21 protein-coding genes are annotated in these 23,375 nt (G+C 40.6%); 6 read left to right on the top strand and 15 right to left on the bottom strand.

Annotated elements, in window-relative coordinates; genetic code table 11:
- Positions 1 to 391: 391 nt before the first annotated feature.
- The 3 genes from QUF86_RS16020 to QUF86_RS16010 all read right to left on the bottom strand — a co-directional run bounded on the left by QUF86_RS16020 (position 392) and on the right by QUF86_RS16010 (position 4,854).
- Positions 392 to 1,651: a ribonuclease H-like domain-containing protein gene (locus tag QUF86_RS16020; protein ID WP_289334842.1), complete on the bottom strand. Its 1,260-nt coding sequence runs from the start codon at positions 1,649 to 1,651 to the stop codon at positions 392 to 394.
- A 32-nt stretch (positions 1,652 to 1,683) separates the two neighbouring features.
- Positions 1,684 to 3,963 (bottom strand): DEAD/DEAH box helicase, encoded by a 2,280-nt coding sequence (locus QUF86_RS16015; protein ID WP_289334841.1) that lies wholly within the window; start codon positions 3,961 to 3,963, stop codon positions 1,684 to 1,686.
- A gap of 120 nt (positions 3,964 to 4,083) precedes the next feature.
- A complete protein-coding gene (locus QUF86_RS16010) occupies positions 4,084 to 4,854 on the bottom strand; it encodes an alpha/beta fold hydrolase (protein ID WP_289334840.1) in 771 nt (256 codons plus the stop codon).
- Between the two features lie 140 nt (positions 4,855 to 4,994).
- On the opposite strand from QUF86_RS16010, the gene QUF86_RS16005 reads away from it, so the two are divergent.
- Positions 4,995 to 5,447, top strand: a complete 453-nt coding sequence (locus QUF86_RS16005; RefSeq protein WP_289315872.1) for an Hsp20/alpha crystallin family protein — start codon at positions 4,995 to 4,997, stop codon at positions 5,445 to 5,447.
- 71 nt (positions 5,448 to 5,518) lie between these two features.
- Here the strand turns inward: QUF86_RS16005 and QUF86_RS16000 are convergent, their stop codons facing one another.
- From QUF86_RS16000 to QUF86_RS15985, 4 genes are all read right to left on the bottom strand, one after another.
- Entirely contained in the window at positions 5,519 to 6,103 is a 585-nt protein-coding gene (locus QUF86_RS16000; RefSeq protein WP_289318346.1) for a YppG family protein, read from the bottom strand.
- Between the two features lie 78 nt (positions 6,104 to 6,181).
- Complete coding sequence (locus QUF86_RS15995) at positions 6,182 to 6,550, bottom strand: YppE family protein (RefSeq protein ID WP_289315871.1); 369 nt, start codon at positions 6,548 to 6,550, stop codon at positions 6,182 to 6,184.
- Positions 6,551 to 6,620: 70 nt separating this feature from the next.
- Entirely contained in the window at positions 6,621 to 6,896 is a 276-nt protein-coding gene (locus QUF86_RS15990; RefSeq protein WP_289315870.1) for a hypothetical protein, read from the bottom strand.
- Positions 6,897 to 7,251: 355 nt separating this feature from the next.
- A complete protein-coding gene (locus QUF86_RS15985; RefSeq protein WP_289334839.1) occupies positions 7,252 to 8,199 on the bottom strand; it encodes a DUF2515 family protein in 948 nt (315 codons plus the stop codon).
- 143 nt (positions 8,200 to 8,342) lie between these two features.
- On the opposite strand from QUF86_RS15985, the gene recU reads away from it, so the two are divergent.
- Positions 8,343 to 8,954: a Holliday junction resolvase RecU gene (recU, locus tag QUF86_RS15980; RefSeq protein ID WP_289315868.1), complete on the top strand. Its 612-nt coding sequence runs from the start codon at positions 8,343 to 8,345 to the stop codon at positions 8,952 to 8,954.
- Between the two features lie 27 nt (positions 8,955 to 8,981).
- Positions 8,982 to 11,708: a penicillin-binding protein 1A gene (locus tag QUF86_RS15975; RefSeq protein ID WP_289334838.1), complete on the top strand. Its 2,727-nt coding sequence runs from the start codon at positions 8,982 to 8,984 to the stop codon at positions 11,706 to 11,708.
- Positions 11,709 to 11,732: 24 nt separating this feature from the next.
- Here the strand turns inward: QUF86_RS15975 and QUF86_RS15970 are convergent, their stop codons facing one another.
- The 4 genes from QUF86_RS15970 to asnS all read right to left on the bottom strand — a co-directional run bounded on the left by QUF86_RS15970 (position 11,733) and on the right by asnS (position 15,049).
- Complete coding sequence (locus tag QUF86_RS15970) at positions 11,733 to 12,269, bottom strand: YpoC family protein (protein WP_289315866.1); 537 nt, start codon at positions 12,267 to 12,269, stop codon at positions 11,733 to 11,735.
- Positions 12,266 to 12,922, bottom strand: coding sequence for an endonuclease III (nth, locus tag QUF86_RS15965; protein ID WP_101222378.1), 657 nt, complete (start codon positions 12,920 to 12,922; stop codon positions 12,266 to 12,268). Before nth ends, QUF86_RS15970 begins: the two co-directional genes overlap by 4 nt.
- Positions 12,923 to 12,944: 22 nt before the next feature.
- A complete protein-coding gene (locus tag QUF86_RS15960) occupies positions 12,945 to 13,640 on the bottom strand; it encodes a DnaD domain-containing protein (protein WP_289315865.1) in 696 nt (231 codons plus the stop codon).
- A gap of 116 nt (positions 13,641 to 13,756) precedes the next feature.
- Complete coding sequence (gene asnS, locus QUF86_RS15955; protein WP_289315864.1) at positions 13,757 to 15,049, bottom strand: asparagine--tRNA ligase; 1,293 nt, start codon at positions 15,047 to 15,049, stop codon at positions 13,757 to 13,759.
- Positions 15,050 to 15,860: 811 nt separating this feature from the next.
- Here asnS and QUF86_RS15950 point away from each other — a divergent pair.
- The 3 genes from QUF86_RS15950 to QUF86_RS15940 are packed head-to-tail and all read left to right on the top strand — an operon-like array spanning position 15,861 to position 17,835.
- Entirely contained in the window at positions 15,861 to 16,649 is a 789-nt protein-coding gene (locus QUF86_RS15950) for a fumarylacetoacetate hydrolase family protein (RefSeq protein ID WP_289334837.1), read from the top strand.
- A complete protein-coding gene (locus QUF86_RS15945) occupies positions 16,646 to 17,434 on the top strand; it encodes a fumarylacetoacetate hydrolase family protein (protein WP_289334836.1) in 789 nt (262 codons plus the stop codon). Before QUF86_RS15950 ends, QUF86_RS15945 begins: the two co-directional genes overlap by 4 nt.
- Before the next feature lie 17 nt (positions 17,435 to 17,451).
- Complete coding sequence (locus QUF86_RS15940) at positions 17,452 to 17,835, top strand: 5-carboxymethyl-2-hydroxymuconate Delta-isomerase (RefSeq protein ID WP_289315861.1); 384 nt, start codon at positions 17,452 to 17,454, stop codon at positions 17,833 to 17,835.
- Between the two features lie 93 nt (positions 17,836 to 17,928).
- On the opposite strand, the gene hpaB is transcribed toward QUF86_RS15940, so the two are convergent.
- The 4 genes from hpaB to hpaI all read right to left on the bottom strand — a co-directional run bounded on the left by hpaB (position 17,929) and on the right by hpaI (position 23,284).
- Positions 17,929 to 19,401 carry a 4-hydroxyphenylacetate 3-monooxygenase, oxygenase component gene (hpaB, locus tag QUF86_RS15935; protein ID WP_289334835.1) on the bottom strand — a complete coding sequence of 491 codons (1,473 nt, stop codon included), beginning with the start codon at positions 19,399 to 19,401 and terminating at the stop codon, positions 17,929 to 17,931.
- 360 nt (positions 19,402 to 19,761) lie between these two features.
- Positions 19,762 to 20,745, bottom strand: a complete 984-nt coding sequence (gene hpaD / locus QUF86_RS15930) for a 3,4-dihydroxyphenylacetate 2,3-dioxygenase (RefSeq protein WP_289334834.1) — start codon at positions 20,743 to 20,745, stop codon at positions 19,762 to 19,764.
- A gap of 29 nt (positions 20,746 to 20,774) precedes the next feature.
- The gene (gene hpaE, locus QUF86_RS15925) at positions 20,775 to 22,289 is read right to left on the bottom strand and encodes a 5-carboxymethyl-2-hydroxymuconate semialdehyde dehydrogenase (RefSeq protein WP_289334833.1); all 1,515 of its coding nucleotides are present in this window, start codon (positions 22,287 to 22,289) and stop codon (positions 20,775 to 20,777) included.
- 77 nt (positions 22,290 to 22,366) lie between these two features.
- The gene (gene hpaI, locus QUF86_RS15920) at positions 22,367 to 23,284 is read right to left on the bottom strand and encodes a 2,4-dihydroxyhept-2-ene-1,7-dioic acid aldolase (RefSeq protein WP_289325583.1); all 918 of its coding nucleotides are present in this window, start codon (positions 23,282 to 23,284) and stop codon (positions 22,367 to 22,369) included.
- Positions 23,285 to 23,375: the final 91 nt, after the last annotated feature.

Genomic DNA, 23,375 nt, shown 5'->3' with positions numbered 1-23,375 from the left:
GACGTGTACTGATGAAATGACCTATTTATACAGAATAAGTATAAAACTATGTATGGCTGTCAATTAGTACACTTTAATTATAATATGGCTAACCCTTCAAATGTTCCGAGGGTAATTTTCTATAAAAAGGAATAGAGACTTTCTTTTAATGATGTAAATAAAACAATCGTTAAACAAAGGACTACAAAAAATAGAAATAAAGTCGTTTTATACATTTCTCCGCTCCGCTTTCACCTTAAATTTATATGATGTAAAGGTATGAAATGAATGCTTCGGAATTTCACCCTCAACTCTTTCCATTTTACACATAATAGTTGAAGGCTACAATATTTGTATCCATATTTTTTATTTTCAGCCTTTCGCACTAAAAGACAATTCCGATTCCCTTATCTTATACAGAAATACCCTTAGATTCCTCTTTTTTTTCGAGCCGCCGGATCCTCTTTTCCAATTCCAACTGTTTTTTCCCTGGAATGGTCCCTTCCCTCACCATCTCTTGTTGTGCAATTTTTGCACATTTTAGAGCAGTTCCGACTTCCTTAAATTGATGTTCATATAATTTTGCACATTCAATTTGTGCCTGTATCCTTATTTGCACATTTCCTTTTAAGGCGACTTCCTTCCAAATTTCCAATGCTTCATTGAATTGTTGTTGCTTCTTTTTCTGGAAGGCTAAGGCATGGCCTGCAATTATCCGATCTTCCTCATTTCCCGCTTCCACTATTTTTTCATATGTCTCGACTGACTCCTCTTTTTTACCCAGATAAGCGAGCCAGCGTGCAATTTCCATGGACTCTTCCGTATATCCATCGATTTGGAGGATTTTCCGGGACAAATGAATATACAATGTTATCAGTGATAAGATATCCAATTCATTATGCTTCATGATTCCAAACAAAATTTCTGGATTCTTCCTCTCAACAAAATCAAAATAAATCATCGGTGCCAAATATCCAGGAATATCATCCTCCCTATGAACACCTAGAATATCTGTTTCGACTACTGATAATTTCACTCGTTCCAATTTGTTTTTCCAAAGCCGTCTTGAAGCATGATATAAATCGAAATGTCCGAATTCCGGTAGTTTTGGTACATGTTCCTTTACCAAGGTATGTCTGGTTTTTAGCTGGGGCCAATCAAAGGATTTACCATTATATGTGACAAGCGTTTCGTAATTGATGTTTTCCAGAAAGCTCTGGTAAAGCGGTATTTCACTTCCGGGCTGCGGAAGGATATGTTGTTTCACGACAACTTCTTCACCTTCTAAATAGGCATAACCAAGTAAAAAAATGGTGTTGCCGGCTCCGCCTCCAAGCCCTGTTGTTTCCGTATCGAAGAAAAACAGGTCTTCACTTTTAACGCCCCTAGCGGATAGGGGATGCTCCAAAGAGGTTTGATTCCACTCATTTACGATCTTTTTCAGCTCAGAAAATGCATATAACCCGTGTTTATGATTTATAGGGTAGCGGACCTCCCTAATGAAACAATAGTCATCATCGAAATGAAAGGAAACGGTATCGTTCTCCTGCCACTTTTCAAGATAAGGAATTTCTTCATTCACTATATGGTTATTTTCTTCTTCAGAAGGAAGTTTCACTGGCTCCAGGTTCATATGCGTTTTCATACGGTTCAATTTATTTTTTAATGACATAAACTACTCCTCTTTTCACTTATCCCCGCAAACTATGCTTGTTTTTCCTTGCAAAATTGACCCAATAACTGTTTTGCATCACTCTTTGCCGTTTTCGTGGTTGATTCCGTTCCTATACAGGAAGGACAGCCGCTTTCACAAGTACAATTTTCGATCATGGATATGGTTTCCAATAGAATGACTTCAGAGTTTTCATATACTTTATCACTTAACCCAATGCCTCCCGGATAACTATCATAGATAAAAATTGTTGGTTTTTCATTATGCGCTGCCTTAACCTGCGGATAAACATGGATATCATGTGGATCGCACATAACATATAGCGGAATCATGTAATTAAGAGCATGGGCAGCGCCTATCATTCCTTGTTCTATTCGATTTTCGTCCCATTCAAATATATCAGGCTCCATGGAAAGCATGGCAGAACTTGTGTGCAGTTCCATCTCAGGGAGACTGATTGGCCCCGAACCAATATTTTCATGAGTTTCAAATTTGATTTTTTTGAAGATCGTAGGCATCGCCCGGATGGCGACATCACCAAAGGCAGCTGCTGTGGAAGCAAAAGTTCGCTGTTTATCCACTTCCAATACAGACAACTGAACGGCAAGGTTAGCATCCGTATAATAGTCCACATTGACTTCACGTACATAAGCTTTTTTTTCATCCCAATCAAGTTCTTCCACCTGAAATTGCATTCCCTGGTGCAAGTAAATGGCTTCATCGTGGAGAAGGGTCATTGCACTGAACGTATCCATTTCACCTATGACCCGATTAACCGGGGCATTCGTTTGGTCGATGATTACGACATTTTCCTGTGCCGCAGAACGCAGGCTGATATTGCTTGCGGGAAAAGCATCGTTCATCCAATGCCATTTGTCCCCATTCAGGTGTAAGACCCTTTCTTCCGTAAGGAATTCCAGTACGTCCATAATCTCTGTTTTTCCAAAGGTATCACCTTTTTTAAATGGCAGCTCATATGCTGCACATTTGACATGATCAACCAAGATCAAAAGATTATCTGGATTGATTCTTGCAGTTTCTGGATTTCTGGTAAAAAAGTAATCGGGATGCTGGACGATATATTGATCAAGGGCACTAGAACTGCCGACCATGATGATTAGTGCTTCACCATGCCTTCTTCCTGCTCGTCCCGCCTGTTGCCATGCACTCGATATCGATCCAGGGTAACCAGTCATTATGCAAACCTGGAGCTGGCCGATATCGACACCCAACTCAAGTGCATTCGTAGATATCACCCCATAAATGGAACCATCCCTGAGGCCCTGTTCAATTTCTCTGCGCTGTGTTGGCAGATACCCCCCGCGATAGCCCCTGATCGATTTTGGTCCCAATTGCTTTGAGACGAGTTCCTGTAAATAGGTCAATAGAATTTCCACACGAACCCTACTTCGCGCAAAAACGATCGTTTGAATTTTATTTTTCAAAAATTCATTTGCGAGCTTCCTGACTTCCAAAACCGCACTCCTTCGAATGTTTAGTGGTTTATTGACTATTGGGGGATTGTAAAACACAAAATGCTTTTTCCCACTTGGGGCCCCGTTATTATCGATGAGGATCATTTTTTTTTCCGTAAGCTCTTCTGCCAACTCTTTTGGGTTATTGATCGTAGCGGAGGTACAGACGAATACAGGGTCGCTTCCATAAAACTTGCAGATCCTTTTTAATCTTCTTATGACGTTAGCGGTATGACTTCCGAAAACGCCGCGGTAAATATGGAGTTCATCGATGACCACATATTTCAAGTTTTCAAACAAAGAAACCCATTTCGTATGATGCGGCAAGATTCCGGAATGGAGCATATCAGGATTGGTGATCACGATATGCCCGGCCTGTCGGATTTTTTGCCTGATATTTGAAGGTGTGTCCCCGTCGTACGTATAACTATTTATCTGAGCATCCATTTCATGAATCATTTCGTTCAATTCGCTTTTCTGATCATAACTCAGCGCTTTTGTCGGAAAAATATACAGCGCTCTGGTTTTTTCATCTTCAAGTATTTTTTGAAGGACCGGCAAATTATAGCAAAATGTTTTACCAGAAGCTGTTGGGGTGACCGCTACAAGGCTATTGCCACTGACAGCTGTATCAAATGCCGTTGCCTGATGCGTATACAACCCATTTATCCCCCGTTTTTCAAGAGCATGCTTGATCTTATCATTCATTCGATCGGGAAAAGGGACATGTTTTGCTTCTTTCGCTTCAATTACTTGCCAATGTACAATATTATCTTTAAAATTTTCATTGGTTTTTAAATCCGTGATGATTTCTTGTAAATTTTTTCGCAGTTTCATATAACCACCTCATACTCCTATTCTATCGAATGAACGTTCTATGCAAAAGGGAAACTATTTCCTATTCAAAAAAAAAGCAAGAAACGGCAACAGCCCGTTTCCTGCTTAGACTTTTTTCAGTTAATTCTTCTCGACATAGCGAATGATTTCTTCGATTAGTCGGTTTGGAGCTTCCAGCATTCCCATATGGCCGCTCCCCTCAAGTATAACTTCATTAATATGACTCCCTTTTACAGAAAAGGTTTTTTCAGCGGGAATCACCTTATCTTGTTCACCTGCAACCAAAAGGACCGGCAGCTTCGTATCTTTAAGTACATGATTTCTGTCTGTTCTGTTCCTCATGGCATGCAAAGATCCAATTGCTCCACTTTCACTGGTTTTATAACCGATTTCCTTAGTATGTTCAATATTTGGGTCATCGGAATGAGCGAAAAGCTTTGGTACAAGTCCGTCAATGAAAGCAGGGATTCCATCCATTTCGATTTTCTCAACAGATTTTAAACGTCCCTCCTTACCAGCCTCATCATCCGGAAAAGCGGTAGAATGAATCAGTGAAAAACCAGACAATTTCCCAGGAAACCTTTCGGCGAATGCCAAGGTGACATATCCCCCTAGTGAATGACCAAACATATAAACCTGTCCGATTTTCAGGTCTTCCAAAAATGACGCAATATCAGCAGCCATATCTTCAATCGAGAAAGATTTCCCTATTTCCTCACTTGCCCCATGTCCCCGTAAATCAACGGCAACAACCCGGTATTCATCCTTTAATTCAGCAATGATGTCACTCCAATATTCATGACTTCCACAAAAGCCATGGATAAACAACAACGTTTTATTTCCTTTCCCGGTATCTATGTAGGAAAGCTTGCTATTTTTTGTCTTATTCATATCAATCCCTCATTTCCTTTTTGATCATTCAGTAACTTTATTCCCTATAGACCCGTATCTAAAACCCAAGAGTGCATTCACAATTCTTCAGTCCTCACATAGCCTATAGGCAAAGGAATTTTTTAGGAAGGAGCACCGTGATGACCTCTTCTGAAAAAAAAAATAATCGGAATCGAATAGAACCCTTTACCCATTTCATTAACAAAATGGATCGACTGTTTTCCGAAAGGCCACCTAAAGGCATGCTGCAATCCCTTGACGAATTCTTCGGTTCAACTAAAGAACGCAGCTTTCCGGTTGATGTTCACGAGACGCTTTCAGAATATACCCTTAACGCTACCTTGCCCGGTATTGCACGCAGCCAGATTTCAATTGATGTGCTGCCCCATGCAGTAACCATAACTGCAAAGCATGTAGATAGGAAGCACAAAACTCAAGGAATGTTTCAAAAGGAAGTTTCAGCAGGTACATTTTCAAGAACCATTTCCTTTCCAAAAGCGATTGATGAAGCAAAAGTGACCGCACGACATCGCGATGGCATCCTCACGCTTCACCTTCCCAAAATCAGAGGGAATCGAATTGAAATCAATTAGGCAAGATTAAAAGCAGACTTTAAAAAGTGGCTGGGTCACTTATAAGTCTGCTTTTATACTTTATTCACCATTTAAACTTTGAAGAAGCCCCCTACTCCTTTGACCATTGAAGATACTTGAGAAACTGTATTCATCATTTGTCCAGCTGTATTCATCATCTTCGTTATATCCATTGAGCCATCTTGTGTTTTGAATTGATTCATGACCGATTTGATACCCGATGGCTGTGGCTTTTGCATGAACTGCTGCTTAGGATAAGGATTATAAGCCTGCTGCTGACTTTGTGGGGGCCGTTTAGCTGGCTGCAGCGGATTGGCGAACGGACTAAAAGCTTGCGGCTGCTGATTGAACTGCATTTGTGGTATTTGCGGCAGTGGCTGCATTACACTAGTGCCCGGATAAGCTCCCACAGGCATCGCCTGCTGCTGAACTGGTTGGTATGGGTGATAGGCCGCTTGCTGATATGGATCATGATATGGCGTCATATAGCCCCCTGTATCCTGGGGAAGATAAGGATACATAAATGGTTGTTCAAGATTATGATTATTTGGCGGAGGATACTGCATTGGCTGCTGGTACCCTCCCCAATATTCCGGCATTGATTGAGGATACTGTCCTTGATTTGGGGAGACTTGGTTAAAACCGGATCTCATCATGTTCAATGAGCCCTCCTCTTTTTTCATTACATGGTTCTGATAATATATGAAAAAAGAGGAAATATAGTGTAGGTGTTTTTATGATAAAATCCGATCGATTTCCGCTTTTACATTATGAAGGATAAATTCGACCGATTGGATATGACTTTTAAATCGCTTGTAACTGGTTTTAGGAAAGAATGCCTGAACGGCTACATCAGAAAGGTTATGAGCGGTTTGTTCGATTTGCTCGGGGAAAAGATGCTTAAACTCGGTTTCTTTCATCCACTCCTTCATTCCAGTTTCCCATTCGATGCATACGGTCCTGACTTGGTCTGCGAAGGGCTTGACTTCCGAAAAGAAATCCTTTTCCTTTCCTTCCTTGCGTACACCCTCATAGATATCATCGGCTTGGACCGTATATTTTATTAATTGTTCAGTCAATAGCTGCAGTTTTTCTTTTTGCACAATATATTCCTCCGCACGTTTGTTTCCCTTTAGTATAATCCAGTTCTTTATAAAATGATATTCTGTTGGCTTATACGTGCAATTCAGTTAAAACCTTGTGTTTAATTATTGATTTTTCCGGAACAATGGAAAAGGAATGGTTTTCACCTTCAGCATTCACCCAATAATCCTCGGCTTTTTCAATGGCTTCCTGGGCTTCATTAACTAATGTATATTGCTCTGCCCATAGTTTGCACCGGACTGTATTTACAGTTTCCCCATATGAAATTTCCAAACGATCCAGGCTGGTACTGATCTCAGCTATCATCCTTAATATTTCCTCTGTTGCGACACTTTTATTGACCATGCTGATCCCTCCCATTCTTTACCTGTACTATTCTTTTTTTTATCACAAAGCCCTTCATGACTGACAAAACTAGAAGGGAATCGGCAAAGAAAGTGCAATTCACTTAATTTATTATGCCCTTCGACAACAATGGCAGAATGAAGAATGGAGTTTTAAACAAAAATACAGTCAGGAGGTGATTTTATGCAGTCGAATGAAAGCAGACAGCAAAAAAACGAAAAACGACAAAAGCCGCCCACTAATAAGGCAGGAACGGGGAACCCGAAACTTAGTGGAGAAAACCGCCCCTCAACGTAAGTCTTAAATACTGTACAATAAACAGGGAAGGCTCAATCGACGCCTTCCCTGTTTCCTTTTATAAAAACCAATTCTTGATCATCGCTACTGTGTGCAGCTGCTTTTGTTTATGGTCATACCAATCGGTCAATTGCGGGTCTTCTTCCCATTGAGGTTCAATGAACCAATCCTTTTTAATCTTTTTTTTCAAATCCCATTGCTCCGTCTCACCCACTTTATGATGAATCAATGGATAAACTCCCCTCAGCATCGGGGTTTCATGGTACCTAGGCTTTTTTCGATATTTTTCATAATCATATCTAGCCCCAGTTGGTTCAGTCCGGCAGGAAAATTCATGAAAAAGCGGAAACAAATCTTCAGAAAATAAAAGGCCAGCCAACCTTTTCCCCAATTCAATCCTTTTATCGATATTTCTAAAATGCGAAACGGAAGAGCCATACAGTCTTCCATTGCAGGTAGGAAATAAGACAGTGCTAAAATGCATCCAGTCCTGCAGCAAAAATAATATAGAATGAAAAACGAAAGATTGCTTTTTAATAACCGGTTTTTCAATGATGTTTTGTTCATTTATTATAAGCGCAGTGACTAATCTTTCACGATTCCCATATTTCCAAAAGGAATACCATTCATTCGTCATGAATTTAGTAATAAAAAAATAATGACATAAGTGAAACAAAGGACGTTCATACTTCGTCGAATAATGATAGAGAAGCAATTGCGGATAAGCATCTTGAAATATTCTCCAATTGGCATCTTCATACGTTAGAAAGAAATGATGCCTGTATTTGGGGCTAAGCAAATGGGAAAGCCAAATCCCTTCAAGGTCACACATATTCCAGCCTGCATTTCTAGAAACCATCCCCGCTAAAAAAGACCATTGTATTTCTGGATGCATTTTGAAAAATTGTTCATATGCCTTTGTTCTTGATATATTATCCCTATTCCCTTTATCGGTTTGGACTTTTATGGAATGGAGCAATTGCTTTTCAGTCTTTAACATTCGCATCTATGTGTCCAGCCTTTCTATAGCGATGAATTGTGACATATAGTTGTACATTAATCCTATCGTTCTAAGAAACAATTCTTTTTATTCACATATTGGATTCTTTTTTTGCTAATATAGATAAGTGAAAAAAAGGAGGGGTAAAAGTGGCATTTCATTATCCCAACGGACGAAGATTTGTACCGCAGGCTATGGAAGAAAAAAAAAGCCCACTAAAAAAAATCAGTTATAGCAACCGGGGAAAAACATTGGAAGACGATTTGAACGAAACCAATCAGTATTATTTAGCACACGGCATTGCCGTCATCCATAAAAAACCGACACCTATTCAAATTGTCGATGTCCACTACCCGAAGAGAAGTGCTGCAGTCATTAAAGAAGCCTACTTCAAACAAGCGTCGACCACCGATTACAATGGTGTTTATAAAGGAAAGTACATTGATTTTGAGGCAAAGGAAACGAAAAACAGCAGTTCGTTCCCACTGAAGAATTTTCATGACCATCAAATTGAACATATGAAACAGATCATTCAGCATGATGGAATTGCATTTGTCATCATCCGGTTTTCCGCAATGGATGATATATATCTAATGAGTTCTGAACAACTGAGTTTTTATTGGAAAAGAATGAAAGACGGCGGGCGCAAATCTATAACTCTTCAAGAGGTTGAAAGCAGTTCACGAAAGATTACTCTTGGCTTTCAACCGAGAATTGACTATATTAAAGTAGTAGATTCGCTCATCGCAGAAAATTTTTAGTTTTTTTAGAAAGGCAGGTTAGCTGTAATGGCTGAAAAATATAATACTAGAGAAGAACGCCGAAAGCAGAGTCAGACACAAAAAAAGGGACCGAAGAATGGACCTAAAAAGCCAACCAATATGCTTAAGCGCATTTTCCTTATACTAGTCACGATCGGAATTATAGGCTTGGTTGCCGGAGGAGCTGCAATGGCTTACTTTATAAGCGATGCTCCAAAACTTGACGAAAAGCTTTTGAAAGATCCAGTCACATCCAAAATTCTGGATGAAAACGGAAAATTGCTTGCTGAAGTCGGAACGGAAAACCGGGATTATGTAAATTATGAAGACATACCTGATCTTGTCGAAGAAGCTTTCCTTGCTACGGAAGATTCCCGCTTTTATGAACACCACGGGGTGGATTTCTTACGTCTGGGCAGTGCCGTCATAGCCAACTTCAAAAACGGATTCGGCTCAGAGGGTGCAAGTACATTGACCCAGCAGGTTATCAAGCGTTCTTATTTAACACCTGATAAGACCATTAAAAGGAAAGTCCAGGAAATGTGGCTATCCATTCAGCTTGAAAGAAAATATACAAAAGAAGAAATTTTCGAAATGTATGTGAATAAGATCTTCTTTGCAAACCGTGCCAACGGGGTCTTAACTGCTTCCCAGACTTATTATGGAAAAGATCTAAGCGAATTGAAATTGAACGAAGCGGCCATGCTTGTCGGATTACCGCAAAGTCCAAGCCGTTATGACCCTTATAAATACCCTGAACGTGCGAAAGAACGCCGTGATATTGTCCTGCACTTAATGAATAAACATGGATATATCACCGAAAATGAAATGAAAAGTGCACAAAGCATCGATATAACAGAAGGACTTCAAGAAATCGATAAAAGCCAAATCGATACGACTGCTTATGATGCATTCATCGATTTGGTAATTGAGGAAGTCGGAGATATGGGTGACTATAACGTCTTTACCGATGGTTTGGAAATCCAAACGACCATTGATAAAGATGCCCAGGAATATGTCTATAACATGTTGAACAGTGATGAAATCATTAATTATCCAAGTAAAGATCTCCAAGCTGGAGTCACCTTACTCGATACTGAAACTGGTGAAATAAAAGCAGTGGGCGGCGGCAGGAACACGACAGTTAAACGTGGCTGGAATTATGCAACGGATGCCAAGCGTTCACCTGGTTCGACCATTAAGCCAATTTTGGATTATGGCCCTGCCGTAGAATATTTAAATTGGTCCACCTACCATCAAATCAAAGATGAGGAATATAGTTACACTGATGGAACACCGCTTAAAAATGCTTCCGGGCGACATTATGGTACCGTAACGACTCGCGAAGCACTGGCACGTTCATTAAATATCCCTGCCTTAAAAACGCTTCAAGCAGTCGGATTGGACCGTGCGCGTGATTTTGCCACTGACCTGGGCATTCCTTTTGAAAAGGAAATAACAGAATCAGCAGCATTGGGTGGCGGTAAAGACGTTTCTACTCTTGAACTTGCCGGTGCATACAGTTCATTCGGAAACAACGGTATCTATAATGAACCGCATAGTGTGAAAAAGATTGTTTTACGTGACAAAACAACCATCAAAAACAAGACTGATTCGAAACCGGTCATGAAAGATTCCACGGCTTTCATCGTTACGGACATGTTGAAGAGCGTAATGAAAGAACCTTATGGAACAGGAAGGTTAGCCAATATACCTAATCTCCCAGTAGCCGGTAAAACGGGTTCAACCAATTTCACGCCTGAACAGCGTGCAGCGAACAACATCCCATCTTCCGGTGTAAAAGATAGCTGGATGGCGGGTTATACAACCAATTATACAGTCGCAGTATGGGCTGGTTATGATAATGCATCAGGTGAGAAATTGGAGTATCTGGGTGATTCTTCTCAAAGGATCCCTAAATCAATCTTTAAGAATTTAATGGAACATATGGCTCAATCAAAAGAAACGAAAGACTTTGATCAACCTGACAGCGTTGTAAAAGTTGGAGTCATAAAAGGTTCGAATCCGGCTGTTAAAGCCAATGAATATACACCAAGCAGTAAAATCACTTATGAATATTATGTTAAAGGTCACGAGCCAACACAAGTGACGACAGAATATGAGAAAATTGACTCACCAGGCATTAACGCTTCTTACAATCAAGAAAGTAATGCAATCAATCTATCATGGTCATATCCTAAAGGAAAAGCCCAATTCGAGGTTATGATGTCCGTTGATGGCGGAGCGCAGAGCGTGTTAAAAAAATCGAAGGATACTAGTTTAACGATCCCTAATCCAACCCCTGGAAGTAAATATACTTTCTCAGTGGTCGCGTTAGTGGATAACCAACAAAGTGATCCTGCAAGTACATCTGTCGAAATACCGGCTGAAGCGGAAGAACCTGAGGATACTGAAGAGGAGATTGAAGATCCGGCCGAAGGTGAAGATATGGAACAAGAAACTCCTGCTGAAGGCGAAGAAGATAAACAAGACGAAGACAAAAATAACAACGGCAACAATGGAAACAATGGAAATGGTAATGAGGATGGAAACACTGATAACAATGGCAATGGAAACAATACTGATGATGGAAATGGCAATAAGGATGATGAAGACGTTGAAGGCGGGGATCCTGGCACCGACCCTGGGACGGTAGAAGAAACACCAGTCGAAACCCCTGACCCGGACCCTAATCCTAACCCGGACCCTGATCCAGAAAAAGAGAAAGACAAGGATAAAGAAAATCAAGATTGACTAAAAAACGTCTAAGCTATAAGCTTAGACGTTTTTTTTATTCTTATTTTTAATCATGAACTTCACATGTTGTTTTTCAAATTCTCGGAACAACTCACTAAGTTGTCTATACGAATGGAAAGAAGCAGGTCTTTCAAGGATGAAAGACAGCCTTTCGGCCAGATTCACTGGAATATGATTTAAAGATTTTATTTGTAGCCGAAAATCACTCAATAACACAGGCTTTCCATGCATCCAGAAGACTGCAGTTAAAAATAATCCTATACCCTGCTTCATGAGTCCCAAGGTCCGTCCCACTTTTCGCTCTGAAAATAGCAAGCTGCATTCTGTATCGATTCCCTTCCATTTTTCCAGTAGTTCCTTTACATGAATTGCCCCCTTAGTCCAAGGAGTATACGATTCAACATCATTATAGTAAAGTAACTCGTACGGAAAAGCCTCGAATGGGATCGAAACACTCCACCCTGCATAGTGTTCTTTTTCCAAGATGGTTTCCTTCTCAGGGAAAAACAAAGGATGGTCCAATTCTGCAGGGACTTTTAATGATATGGACTGCGTCAATTGGCCTCTTTCCTTTTCATTCTTTTTTTTCCTTCACGGCATAATTCGAGAAGTGGGCAGGTTTCACATCTTGGTGACTGTGCCTTGCAATGATAGCGTCCAAAGAATATCAGGCGGTGATGCGTAACGGACCATTCATCCTTTGGTATCTTAGCCATCAACGTTTTCTCAACATCGAGGACACTATCCTTCCAACGGCATAATCCCAGGCGCTTGGAAACACGCTCTACATGGGTATCCACAGCTATCGCTGGCACATCAAACGCAACGGAAACGACTACATTAGCCGTCTTTCTGCCCACACCAGGCAATTTAACAAGCTCATCACGATCTCTGGGTACTTCCTTACCGTATTCTTCGATCAGCATGCGCGACAACTTTTGTATGTTCTTAGCCTTGTTACGAAACAAACCGATTGAGCGAATGTCATTTTCCAACTCTTCTATCGGAACGCTTATGTAATCCTCAGGCGTTTTATATTTTTGAAATAAATCCTTAGTGACTTTATTGACTAATACATCCGTACATTGAGCTGACAAGGCAACGGCAATCACCAATTCAAATGGATTGGAGTGATTCAGCTCACAATGGGCATCCGGAAACATTTCCCCCATTGTATCCAGACAATATCGAATTTGAGCTTTATTCAACATATTGGTTCTCCTTCAATTTACATTACTGCTCGAGCCAGTTATAAAAAGGCACATCTTTCAATGGTTGTGCAGTTTCCGTCTTCCGGTCCCTCTTTTGATGAACTCTAAATTTTTGTCCTTGCTCCCTTGCCTGTTCCAAGGTTTTTATTCCATTCTTTTTCCACTCGAATAAAATCCGATCAATGTATCGGAAATTCAATTTACCGGAAATGACAGACTCCCTAAGAGCTGACTTAATGATCTCAGGCTGATGGTCGTCCTCCATCCACATTGCCAATGTCTCACATTCAAATGGAGATAAAGGGCGGCCAAACTCCTGTTCAAAAATCGTATAAAGGCTCTCCCCCGCTTTTTGGACCTCAGCCGACTCTGACTGTTTCAAAGTTTTTAAGAAACAGTCCATCATTTTTTCATAAAGTGGAGACAACGAGTATTTTTCCTGTCCGATTTCTTGACTCCCTTCAACCACCATTTCAACAAATCCCCTTTGAACCAAACGCTGGATTAGGAATAGACATTCCGTTTCCTGCAATGTCATTCGGTCAGATAGTTGGGATGGTGCAGGGAAATGGTTACCTTTATCGATAAAGCTTTGCAATTGTAATAATAGGACCATTTCTTGTTCATTCAGTCCCATTGTCTTATAGTTAGTCAACAAAAAGGATGGAATCGTTATCGTTCCTTCCTTAAACCACGCATATAAATGTTCTTTATTCATGTTTTTGGACACCTCTGATTAAGTATAACATGAATATGGCTCCCCGAATAAGCTTATAATTTTAACAAAAAACGGTTATCTGCCCAATATGGCCAGATAACCGCTTCTTTAAGAGATCAAGGATATAAACGATTTAATAGACGTGGGAACGGAATGGTTTCACGGACATGTTCAACTCCACTGATCCAAGCAACAGTACGTTCTAACCCCAACCCGAAGCCCGAATGCGGTACAGATCCGTATTTTCTTAATTCCATATACCATTTGTAAGCATCTTCGCTCAAGCCATGCTCGTTGATTCTTTGTTCAAGCAATTCCAGATCATGAATCCGCTCCGAACCGCCAATTATTTCCCCGTATCCTTCGGGAGCGATCAAATCGGCACAAAGAACGACTTCTTCCCTGTCAGGAGCAGGCTGCATATAGAAAGGCTTGATTTTGGTTGGATAATGAGTTATGAAAACTGGCTTTTCATAACTTTCTGCTATTGCAGTTTCGTGCGGCGCCCCAAAATCATCACCCCATTGGATATCATCAAATCCTTGTTCATGAAGGAACTTAATGGCTTCATCATAGGTAATACGCGGGAAAGGAGCTTTAATTTGTTCAAGCTTTGCTGTGTCACGGCCCAGGGTATTCAACTCAAGCTGACAGTTTTTCAATACAGATTGGATGATGGAAGATACGAATTGTTCCTGAACCTCCAGATTTTCTTTAAATTCGATGAAAGCCATTTCCGGTTCAATCATCCAGAACTCGATTAAATGCCGTCTTGTTTTGGATTTTTCTGCCCTGAAGGTAGGACCAAAAGAAAATACCTTCCCTAGTGCCATGGCTGCCGCTTCCATATAAAGCTGTCCACTTTGTGAAAGGTATGCATCCTCATCAAAATATTTAGTCGCGAACAATTCACTCGTTCCCTCTGGAGCGCTTCCTGTTAAAATGGGGGGATCGACTTTTACGAAACCTTCTTCATTAAAGAATTCATATGTAGCCCGGATTATTTCATTACGGATTTTCATGACTGCATGCTGTCGTTTTGAACGCAGCCACAAATGGCGGTTATCCATTAAGAATTCAGGACCATGCGCTTTAGGTGTAATTGGATAATCCAATGATTCATGAATGATTTCAATATCTTTCACTTGTAATTCAAAACCGAACGGCGAGCGTTCATCCTTTTGAATGACACCAGTTACATACATGGATGTCTCTTGCGAAACCGATTTCGCACGAGCGAAAACTTCTTCACCCACTTCAGCTTTCACGACCACTCCTTGAATGAAACCGGAGCCATCACGGATTTGAAGAAAAGCAATTTTCCCACTGGAACGCTTGCTGGCAAGCCAGCCTCCAATGGTAACTTCTTGATCGACGAATTTGCTAGCATCTTTTATTGTAATTTTCACGGAATTTACCTCCAAAAATAGCTTAACTTACTATGTAATATACTCTACTTATTATACCCATAGCCCTGCTTACAAGCAAATAAATCAATTGAAGCGGAAGTTCCACGCCTTTGATATCACTTTCAGGTTTTTTGAGCGTATTCGCCAGATTGCATGGTAGATACTGCCCTAACGAATTTGCTGACATGGCAGCCGCCCAAGCCAGTATGATCAACTCGGTATATGTATCGATTGACATTTCAGCTTTTAAAACTATGATTGAACCCTATCATCTAAACTTTTAAATATCTGCTACAGGACCTGTTCAAATATCTGTTTTCTTGTTCCCAGACCATTGATGCGAACAACCACCTATAAGCAGTTATGTATGTGCTATTGGGCAGAACCATGCCATTAGGTCCTTTCATCGTATTTATATCCATCATGCCCAAAACAAATTTACTTCTCCAAATATAGGCACGAACTCCCCTATATTGCCATTTCAGTAGCCTGCAGAGAAGCACAGCCATAAAGTCCAATTTTTTTCGGATACTGTGTGCAGCCATGAATTCATATCGGTTCAACCACCCATTCTTAAATCTGAACCCAAAGGGAATTTCCACATTATTATAAGAGAATCCTCCTATGAGTTATGACCAAGGACGATGTCTGGATGCTCTACTAACTAAATGTTCAAGACATTTTTCAGTAAAACCAATCTTTTTAACAATTTTTGTATAATTATACTGAATAATCTAAAAATGTTGAACTTAAACAAAAAATCATATACGATATCATATATGATTAATAATAAATCAAGGGGTGAGTGTCCATGACAAAAGCAAGAGTGAAACTCCAAAAATCGGAATATTCCGAAGAAATTGAAATATTGTCAAAAAAGTATTTATTAATGAACGGTGATAAATATGAGGTATCACAAATAAAGTTGGATATCCCTATTTCAGGAACGGTATATGGGACATTATTAAACTATAAAGGATCATTGGATGCATTGAAGGGGAAGTTCCACCAAGCTCCTTATAATGAACCTCCTAAAGGGCCGATCCTTTATATTAAACCTAGAAACACGTTATCTTCTTTTTCAAATCCAGTTCCCCTTCCAAAAGGTATACCTGCATTGGAAATCGGGGCGGCACTTGGAATAGTAATCAATAAAACGGCAACAAGAGTCAAAAAAGAACATGCACTGGATTTTATAGAAGGTTTTACGATCGCCAATGATATTAGCATCCCGCATGAAAGCGTTTACCGCCCTGCGATCCGCTATAAAGCACGTGATGGATTTTGCCCGATCGGTCCCTGGGTCGTATTCAAGGAATCCATATCCAACCCCGATTCTCTAGGAATCCGTGTATATATTAATGGGGTGCTTAGGCAAGAAAATTCAACTTCAAATCTAATTCGCTCCATCCCCCACCTAATTGAGGATGTAACAGACTTCATGACTTTGAATCCGGGTGACGTCCTTTTAGTGGGAGTTCCAGAGAATGCACCACTGGCAAAAGCCAATGACCATATTAGAATAGAAATTGACGAAATCGGATATTTGGAAAATACAATCATTTCCGAAGAAAAATTATCAATGGAGGGAATTTTATGAAGAGAGCACGTATAGCCTATGCAGGTGCCATACATCAAGCAAGTGAATATAATGGCCAGCTCCAATTGGCGGATGGCCGGATTGTCCATGAGCAAGATGTTGTCTGGCTTCCCCCAGTGGAACCGCGGACTGTGTTCGCACTTGGCTTGAATTATGCAGACCATGCGAAGGAGCTTGCTTTTAAAACCCCGGAAGAACCCCTGGCGTTCTTAAAAGGTCCCAATACCTTTATCGGCCACCGTGGGCAGACAAGACGGCCTGCTGATGCATCTTATATGCACTATGAATGTGAACTGGCAGTCGTCATCGGTAAAAAGGCGAAGAACATAAAAAAGGAAGAAGCCTTTAAGTATATAAGTGGATATACCATTGCAAATGATTATGCAATACGGGATTATCTTGAGAATTACTATCGACCAAACTTAAAGGTTAAAAATCGCGATACCTGCACCCCCATCGGTCCTTGGCTAGTAGATGCCGAAGATATTACAGACCCTTCAAATCTTGCCATCAAGTCATATGTCAACGGAAAATTGACTCAGGAAGGCAACACGAAAGATATGATTTTCAGCATCGCTGATTTAATTGAATATTTCAGCAGCTTCATGACATTGAGTCCAGGCGATATAATATTGACAGGCACACCGGAAGGATTGGCGGATACTGCTGTAGGCGATGAAATCATCACTGAAATTGAAGGTATCGGAAAACTCGTCAGCACAATAGTCGGTGACGATATATTTACAGAAGGCGGGGATCGGCCACATTTAAAAATCCATAAATAACGGAAGGGACTAATTACATGCCTCATATTATTATAGAGTATACGGATAATATCAAAGATGAAATCCAGATTGACAGCTTATTGAGCAAGGTGAATGATGTACTGATCTCCTATCCTTCCATCTTTCCAATCGGCGGCATCCGATCCCGGGCCATTGAATTGAAACATTATCGTGTTGCCGATGGAACAGAGGATGATGCCTTTGTTCATGCCATACTAAAAATTGGCGCTGGGCGCCAGGACAGTGATAAAATCAAAGTATGTGACCAACTTTTCGAAACGATGGAAGCCCATTTGGCATCCCTCTTTTCAAAAAGATATCTTGCCCTTTCCATGGAACTTACGGAATTCAGTGATTTTGGCACATATAAAAAAAATAATATTCATGATCGATATAAATAAATGAACTATTGGAATTCCGACTGTATAATAAAAGGCCTTCCCGATCGTCGGGAAGGCCTTTTATTATGAAATGATCGGATACCGCTACCGGACTCAGTTGATTTCTGCAAGATGTTCAGTACGGTTCAAGAACTCCTTGACACGATCCACATATTCCTGTTTATCATAGCCGTTATATAAAGCGCTGGCCATACGGACCGGATCCCCAAAAAAGAATCTTTCGTACAGCGTTTGCCTGGTTCCAAATGAACTCATGCATACATCCCATGCGAGGCGATACAATTTAACCCTGTCATAGGCTCCACCATTAGCGGCCTGAAGATATTTATCCAAATCCGGTCGAAGCTCCGAATTGAAATCGGCTTCATTAGGTATCGCCATTAAGCCACTAGCACCAAGAAGCTGCATTATTTCACTGAATCTAGGGTAAATCTTCGGATAATAATTACGGGCTATGTTTAACGGTGTGAAATCAGGTGTCATCATTCCCCACTTATCCACTTTCGCGTTTGCCTCCGAAGCTGTAATGAAAGCTTTTACCGTTTCAAGGGCTATGATGACTTCCGAAATTTTCTCCTGAACATGCTGGTATTGCCCTATATTGATGGTCTCCACCATTAGTTGCAAAATCCCTAGAACGAACTCGGTTTTGACGATATTCTTCGATACTACCTGATGGGTCATATGAACAACCGCATTGCTTTCATTATAAGCCTGGTTGCAAATGCCGACATCCCCATATGCAAATACCCGATTCCAAGGAACGACTACATCATCAAAAACGATAATCGAATCCATTTCCTCAAATCGTGAACCAAGTGGATGGTCGAAATGTGATTTGCCATAGTCAAATGATTCACGACAGATGAATTTTAACCCCGGTGTATTATTTGGTATGGAGAATGCGAATGCATAAGGGTTTTCTTCTTCAGATTGTTTAAGCAATGTTGAAGGGAAAACCATGATTTCATCCGTAATTCCTCCTTGTGTAGCTAATAATCTGGCTCCCTTTATAATAAGCCCTTCCGAATTCTTGCCGGCAATCCGGGCAGCGATGTAAGGGTCCGGAAGCTTTGCCGCACTAACTCCCCTATTTACCTGTGGTTGAATCAGGGTATGTGTCAACGACAAATCCTTTTCCCGGCAGAGCTCATAGTAATCTTTCATATTTTTCGCAAATGCCGAATCCTGGTTGCCGAACATATCCGCCGCAGAACCGTACGCCATCATCCCACTGTTGATATAATCAGGGGAACGTCCCATCATTCCATTATTATGTCTTGCCCATTCTTGAATCATTTTCCTCCTTTTTTCAAGGTCTTCCTTAGTACGGGGCTGCATGAATGAGGTTCCTACTCTTTCATTGGAAGTTGGTGAAATATAAGTCATGATGTCTTCTTTCGCAGAATCATGTTGGAGGTCATATAATTCCGCCTGTGTTTTCATGACCCCTTTAAAAGCTGGATGTTCACTGATCTTATCCTCTACTTGCTCCCCATTGATCCATACATTCGCCTTTGCTTTGTCTACCCTATTAATATATTCTTTACCCGTTTTTGCCGGCATGATTGAATCCCCCTTCAGCATCAATAAACGAAGCGCTTACAAATGAATAATTTAAAAAATTCAATTAATTAATAGAAATACAGTTAAGTTTGTGCTGAACATGAATGATATCAAATCCATCTTCCTTCCTCTTCTACAAGAAAGGTTCCATTAAAAATTTCAGTAAGCAGTTCTTTCATAATATAGCGGTTTTCCATTTTATATTCACCAGTTCACTTTTTCCCTTAACCGGTAAACAGTTGGTATGATCGGATGAATAGTTTGTCACGGAAACGTGAACACATGCATAGTCACTCCAAAATCAGAGTAACGTTAGTTTTGACGAGACGCTCGTTCATTCACCCTATATCCGCGCTGCAATCAGATGATGAATTCAGGCTTGCTTTTTTCCAGGATCGGTTCTTCAAGAGTAACTTCTTCACCTGATATTATATCAAGAACAGCGGAAGACTCATCAAACCATGAATCCGGAGCTTTGGCTCCCCAGAATGTCTGACGCCTTGGATCATTCAAATCCCAATGGATTGGTTCTGTATCTGGGTCGGACGTTAAATAATCCCCATTGTATAATTCGATCCTATGACCGTCCGGGTCTCTTAAATATAGGAAGAATGCATTGGATAGACCATGCCTTCCGGGGCCGCGTTCGATGGACTGTGCATATCCGAGTGATGCCAGCACATCACATGCATGGATAAGTGCAAGGGGATCTGGCAGAAAGAAGCCTACATGATGAAGTCTTGGACCGATTCCGTTCATGAATGCCTGGTCATGGACCGTTTGTTTTCTATGTAGCCATGTCGCCCATAATTGACCCGACTCATCAACAGTATCTTCCGAACAGGCGAAACCTAATTCCTTCACATAAAAATCATGGGCTTTTTGCACATTTGTTACACTACAATTCACATGATCGATCCTTTGGACCCTTGAACCCCTATGCAAATCGAATCGTTGCAGCAATCTCTCGGCTTTATCCATTTTGCTGAAAAATTCCACTGGCAAACCGGAAATATCCTGAACTCGAAGCGATTTGCCTAATGCATGCTGTGTTCCCTCTTTCATCCACTTCATTTTCATCCCCTTTGAAAGGAAAAAAGATTCCAATTCTTTAAGGTCTTCCTCTTTTTCAACTTTGTATCCTATCGCTTCAACGCTTGGCTTTTTTGCCTTTTTCAAGATAAGCGAGTGATGATGCGCTTCCTCTAAACCACGTAAATAAATGTGTTCATTTGTTCTTTCCGTTTCAACAAAACCTAAAGCATCCACATAAAAGGCCCTTGATTTATCTAAATCTGTTACATTAAGTATCGTTCTCGCAACACGAATAATAGAAAAATTCATAGTATTCTCCCCTTCTTTTGAAATCCGAATTATTTTTCAGCAGAAGAAACGGCATTTCGTTTCGAATCCCCGAATTTTGGAATATGGTGTTCTCCAATCGCCACGTGGATAACTTGTGTTTCTGTATAAAATTCAAAGCTATAATGGCCACCTTCACGTCCAACCCCACTATATTTCGATCCTCCAAATGGTATCCGTAAATCTCTTACATTTTGAGAATTCACCCAGACCATCCCACTATCGACAGCTTGAGCAAATCTATGTCCTCGTTTCATATCATTGGTCCATACATAAGCAGCAAGCCCATACTTTACATCGTTGGCCATTTTCAGTACTTCCTCTTCCGTCTTGAAAGGAATAACTGCCATGACAGGTCCAAAAATTTCTTCCTGTGCTACCGTCATATCATTTGTACAGTTCAAGAGAAGCGTCGGGGCGATATAATTCCCTTCTTTAAATTCAACCGGTATGACACCGCTCACAATTTCTGCCCCTTCATCTTTTGCTATATCCAGATAACGGGAGACATTATCAAAATGATTTCGATGAATCAGCGGTCCAATTTCCGTTCCTGCTTCCATTGGATTTCCAATTTTAATATTATGAACACGTTCCTTCAATTCTGCAACGAACTGGTCTATTATCGATTCATGGACAAATAACCTGGAATTAGCCGTGCAGCGCTCCCCATTGAATGAATAGATTCCCCAAACCACTGAATCCATGGCCTTTTCCAGTTCGGCATCTTCAAAAATGATAGCTGGTGATTTACCTCCGAGTTCCATGGAAAAACGTTTCATTGTATCCGCACCATTTTTAATGATTTCAGCTCCAGTAGTCGTTTCTCCGGTAAAGGATATCAATTGGACATCAGGATGGGCGACCAAGGACGCTCCTGCTGTCTCCCCAAAACCGTGAACGATATTGAATACGCCTTTTGGCAAACCGGATTGGTCCACGATTTGAGCCAATTTATTTGCTGTCAACGGAGACCATTCCGCCGGTTTAAGGACACATGTATTACCTGTAGCCAGAGCCGGGGCGATTTTCCAGGTTTCTAACATGAAAGGCGCATTCCAAGGAGTGATCAATCCCGCCACTCCTATCGGTTTATGAATCGTATAATTAATGAAAGTGTCATCCACTTGATACGATTCTCCTATAAGCCTGCTTTTCACCATTTCAGAATAAAAACGGAAATTCTCCGCTCCCCTTGCAGCCTGTTTTTTTGTCTGGCTAATCGGCAACCCTGTATCAAGTGATTCCAAGAAGGAAATTTCTTCGGCATTTTCTTCAATTAAATCAGCAATCCTATTAATGTATTTCAATCTTTCTTCCACTTTCATCTTTCTCCATGGACCGTTATCGAATGCATCTCTTGCAGCAGCTACCGCTAGATCAATGTCCTGTTTAAACCCTTCTGCCACATTATTGATTGCTTGATTATTAAAAGGGCTAAGATTTTCAAATGTTTTCCCTAAGGTACCATCAACAAATTGACCATTGATGTAATGTTGGACATCTTGCACGGGAAAAGTTGGCATGATAAATCCTCCTTAATAATTAATTCGGGAAGAAGCCAAAAATCGTATGAAATTCTGCTATCTTCCCAATCTACCAATTATGATCCGATCACTTGGTCAATAAGTCCGTATGATTGAAGGGTTTCACGCAGTTCCTTTTCTAATGGTTCCGAAGGCGGGCCCATAGGCGGCCTTAATGCAGGATTGATTTTTCCCATCATCCCCATCGCTGCTTTTAAAGGTCCTGGATTTGTTTCTTTAAACAAAACATCATTCAATGGCATTAATTTATAATGGAGGTCCAGAGCCTTATTCACATCACCTTCCACCCAATGGTTATAAATTTCCGCCACTTCTTTAGGAGTGATATTGGCTGTAGCACTTATATGTCCCGCTCCTCCTATAGCCAGCATTGGATAGCATAATAATTCTATGCCTGAATATAAGAGAAAATCCCTTCCACAATTTAATAAGACACGGTTCACATGTTCGAAATCCTTATTAGATTCCTTTACACCAATAATATTTTTACAATCTTCAGCAAGACGTGCCAATGTCTTCACTTCTAAATTCGTCGCCGTTCTTCCAGGAATGTTATAAACGATAAGCGGGATGTCAACAGAATCAGCTACTGTCTTAAAATGATTGTAAAGTGCCTGTTGATTTGGCTTATTGTAATATGGAACGATCACTAAAGCAGCATCCGCCCCCATTTCCTGTGCCCTTTTTGTCAAATGTAACGTTTCTTTCTGATTAGCAGATCCAGTACCAGGAGCGACTGGAACACGGGAATTTGCTGTTTTAATGGCCGTTTCCATCACTAATTCCCGCTCCTCAATCGTTAGTGAACTGGGCTCGCCTGTAGTCCCGCATACCGAGATTCCATGGGAACCGCTTTCAATATGCCAGTTTACCAGATTTTCAATTGCTTTTACATCCACTTCCATCTTGTCATCAAACGGAGTGATTACTGGAGCGATGGATCCTCTTAAACGACTTTTGATTTCTTCGTACATTTCCCTACCACCTTTTTATTATTTGAATATTCGGAATAATATAGGTAAAAAAATCGGCCTTGCTTTTATAAATAATCGATCGACTATTATA

Source organism: Peribacillus sp. NJ11 (genome assembly GCF_030348405.1).
Lineage (GTDB): Bacteria > Bacillota > Bacilli > Bacillales > DSM-1321 > Peribacillus.
Note: the sequence above shows the minus strand (reverse complement) of the source record. Positions and strands in the feature narration are given on the sequence as shown.

What these genes read in the sequence shown, in the direction of transcription:
- QUF86_RS15940 (WP_289315861.1), top strand. Translation starts at nt 17,452, where the DNA reads ATGCCTCATATTATTATAGAGTATACGGATAATATCAAAGATGAAATC.
- hpaE (WP_289334833.1), bottom strand. Translation starts at nt 22,289, where the DNA reads ATGCCAACTTTTCCCGTGCAAGATGTCCAACATTACATCAATGGTCAA.
- hpaI (WP_289325583.1), bottom strand. Translation starts at nt 23,284, where the DNA reads ATGTACGAAGAAATCAAAAGTCGTTTAAGAGGATCCATCGCTCCAGTA.
- hpaD (WP_289334834.1), bottom strand. Translation starts at nt 20,745, where the DNA reads ATGAATTTTTCTATTATTCGTGTTGCGAGAACGATACTTAATGTAACA.
- QUF86_RS16010 (WP_289334840.1), bottom strand. Translation starts at nt 4,854, where the DNA reads ATGAATAAGACAAAAAATAGCAAGCTTTCCTACATAGATACCGGGAAA.
- QUF86_RS16005 (WP_289315872.1), top strand. Translation starts at nt 4,995, where the DNA reads ATGACCTCTTCTGAAAAAAAAAATAATCGGAATCGAATAGAACCCTTT.
- QUF86_RS16000 (WP_289318346.1), bottom strand. Translation starts at nt 6,103, where the DNA reads ATGATGAGATCCGGTTTTAACCAAGTCTCCCCAAATCAAGGACAGTAT.
- QUF86_RS15960 (WP_289315865.1), bottom strand. Translation starts at nt 13,640, where the DNA reads ATGAATAAAGAACATTTATATGCGTGGTTTAAGGAAGGAACGATAACG.
- QUF86_RS15950 (WP_289334837.1), top strand. Translation starts at nt 15,861, where the DNA reads ATGACAAAAGCAAGAGTGAAACTCCAAAAATCGGAATATTCCGAAGAA.
- QUF86_RS16020 (WP_289334842.1), bottom strand. Translation starts at nt 1,651, where the DNA reads ATGTCATTAAAAAATAAATTGAACCGTATGAAAACGCATATGAACCTG.
- QUF86_RS15945 (WP_289334836.1), top strand. Translation starts at nt 16,646, where the DNA reads ATGAAGAGAGCACGTATAGCCTATGCAGGTGCCATACATCAAGCAAGT.
- QUF86_RS15990 (WP_289315870.1), bottom strand. Translation starts at nt 6,896, where the DNA reads ATGGTCAATAAAAGTGTCGCAACAGAGGAAATATTAAGGATGATAGCT.
- hpaB (WP_289334835.1), bottom strand. Translation starts at nt 19,401, where the DNA reads ATGCCGGCAAAAACGGGTAAAGAATATATTAATAGGGTAGACAAAGCA.
- QUF86_RS15975 (WP_289334838.1), top strand. Translation starts at nt 8,982, where the DNA reads ATGGCTGAAAAATATAATACTAGAGAAGAACGCCGAAAGCAGAGTCAG.
- QUF86_RS16015 (WP_289334841.1), bottom strand. Translation starts at nt 3,963, where the DNA reads ATGAAACTGCGAAAAAATTTACAAGAAATCATCACGGATTTAAAAACC.
- nth (WP_101222378.1), bottom strand. Translation starts at nt 12,922, where the DNA reads ATGTTGAATAAAGCTCAAATTCGATATTGTCTGGATACAATGGGGGAA.
- QUF86_RS15985 (WP_289334839.1), bottom strand. Translation starts at nt 8,199, where the DNA reads ATGCGAATGTTAAAGACTGAAAAGCAATTGCTCCATTCCATAAAAGTC.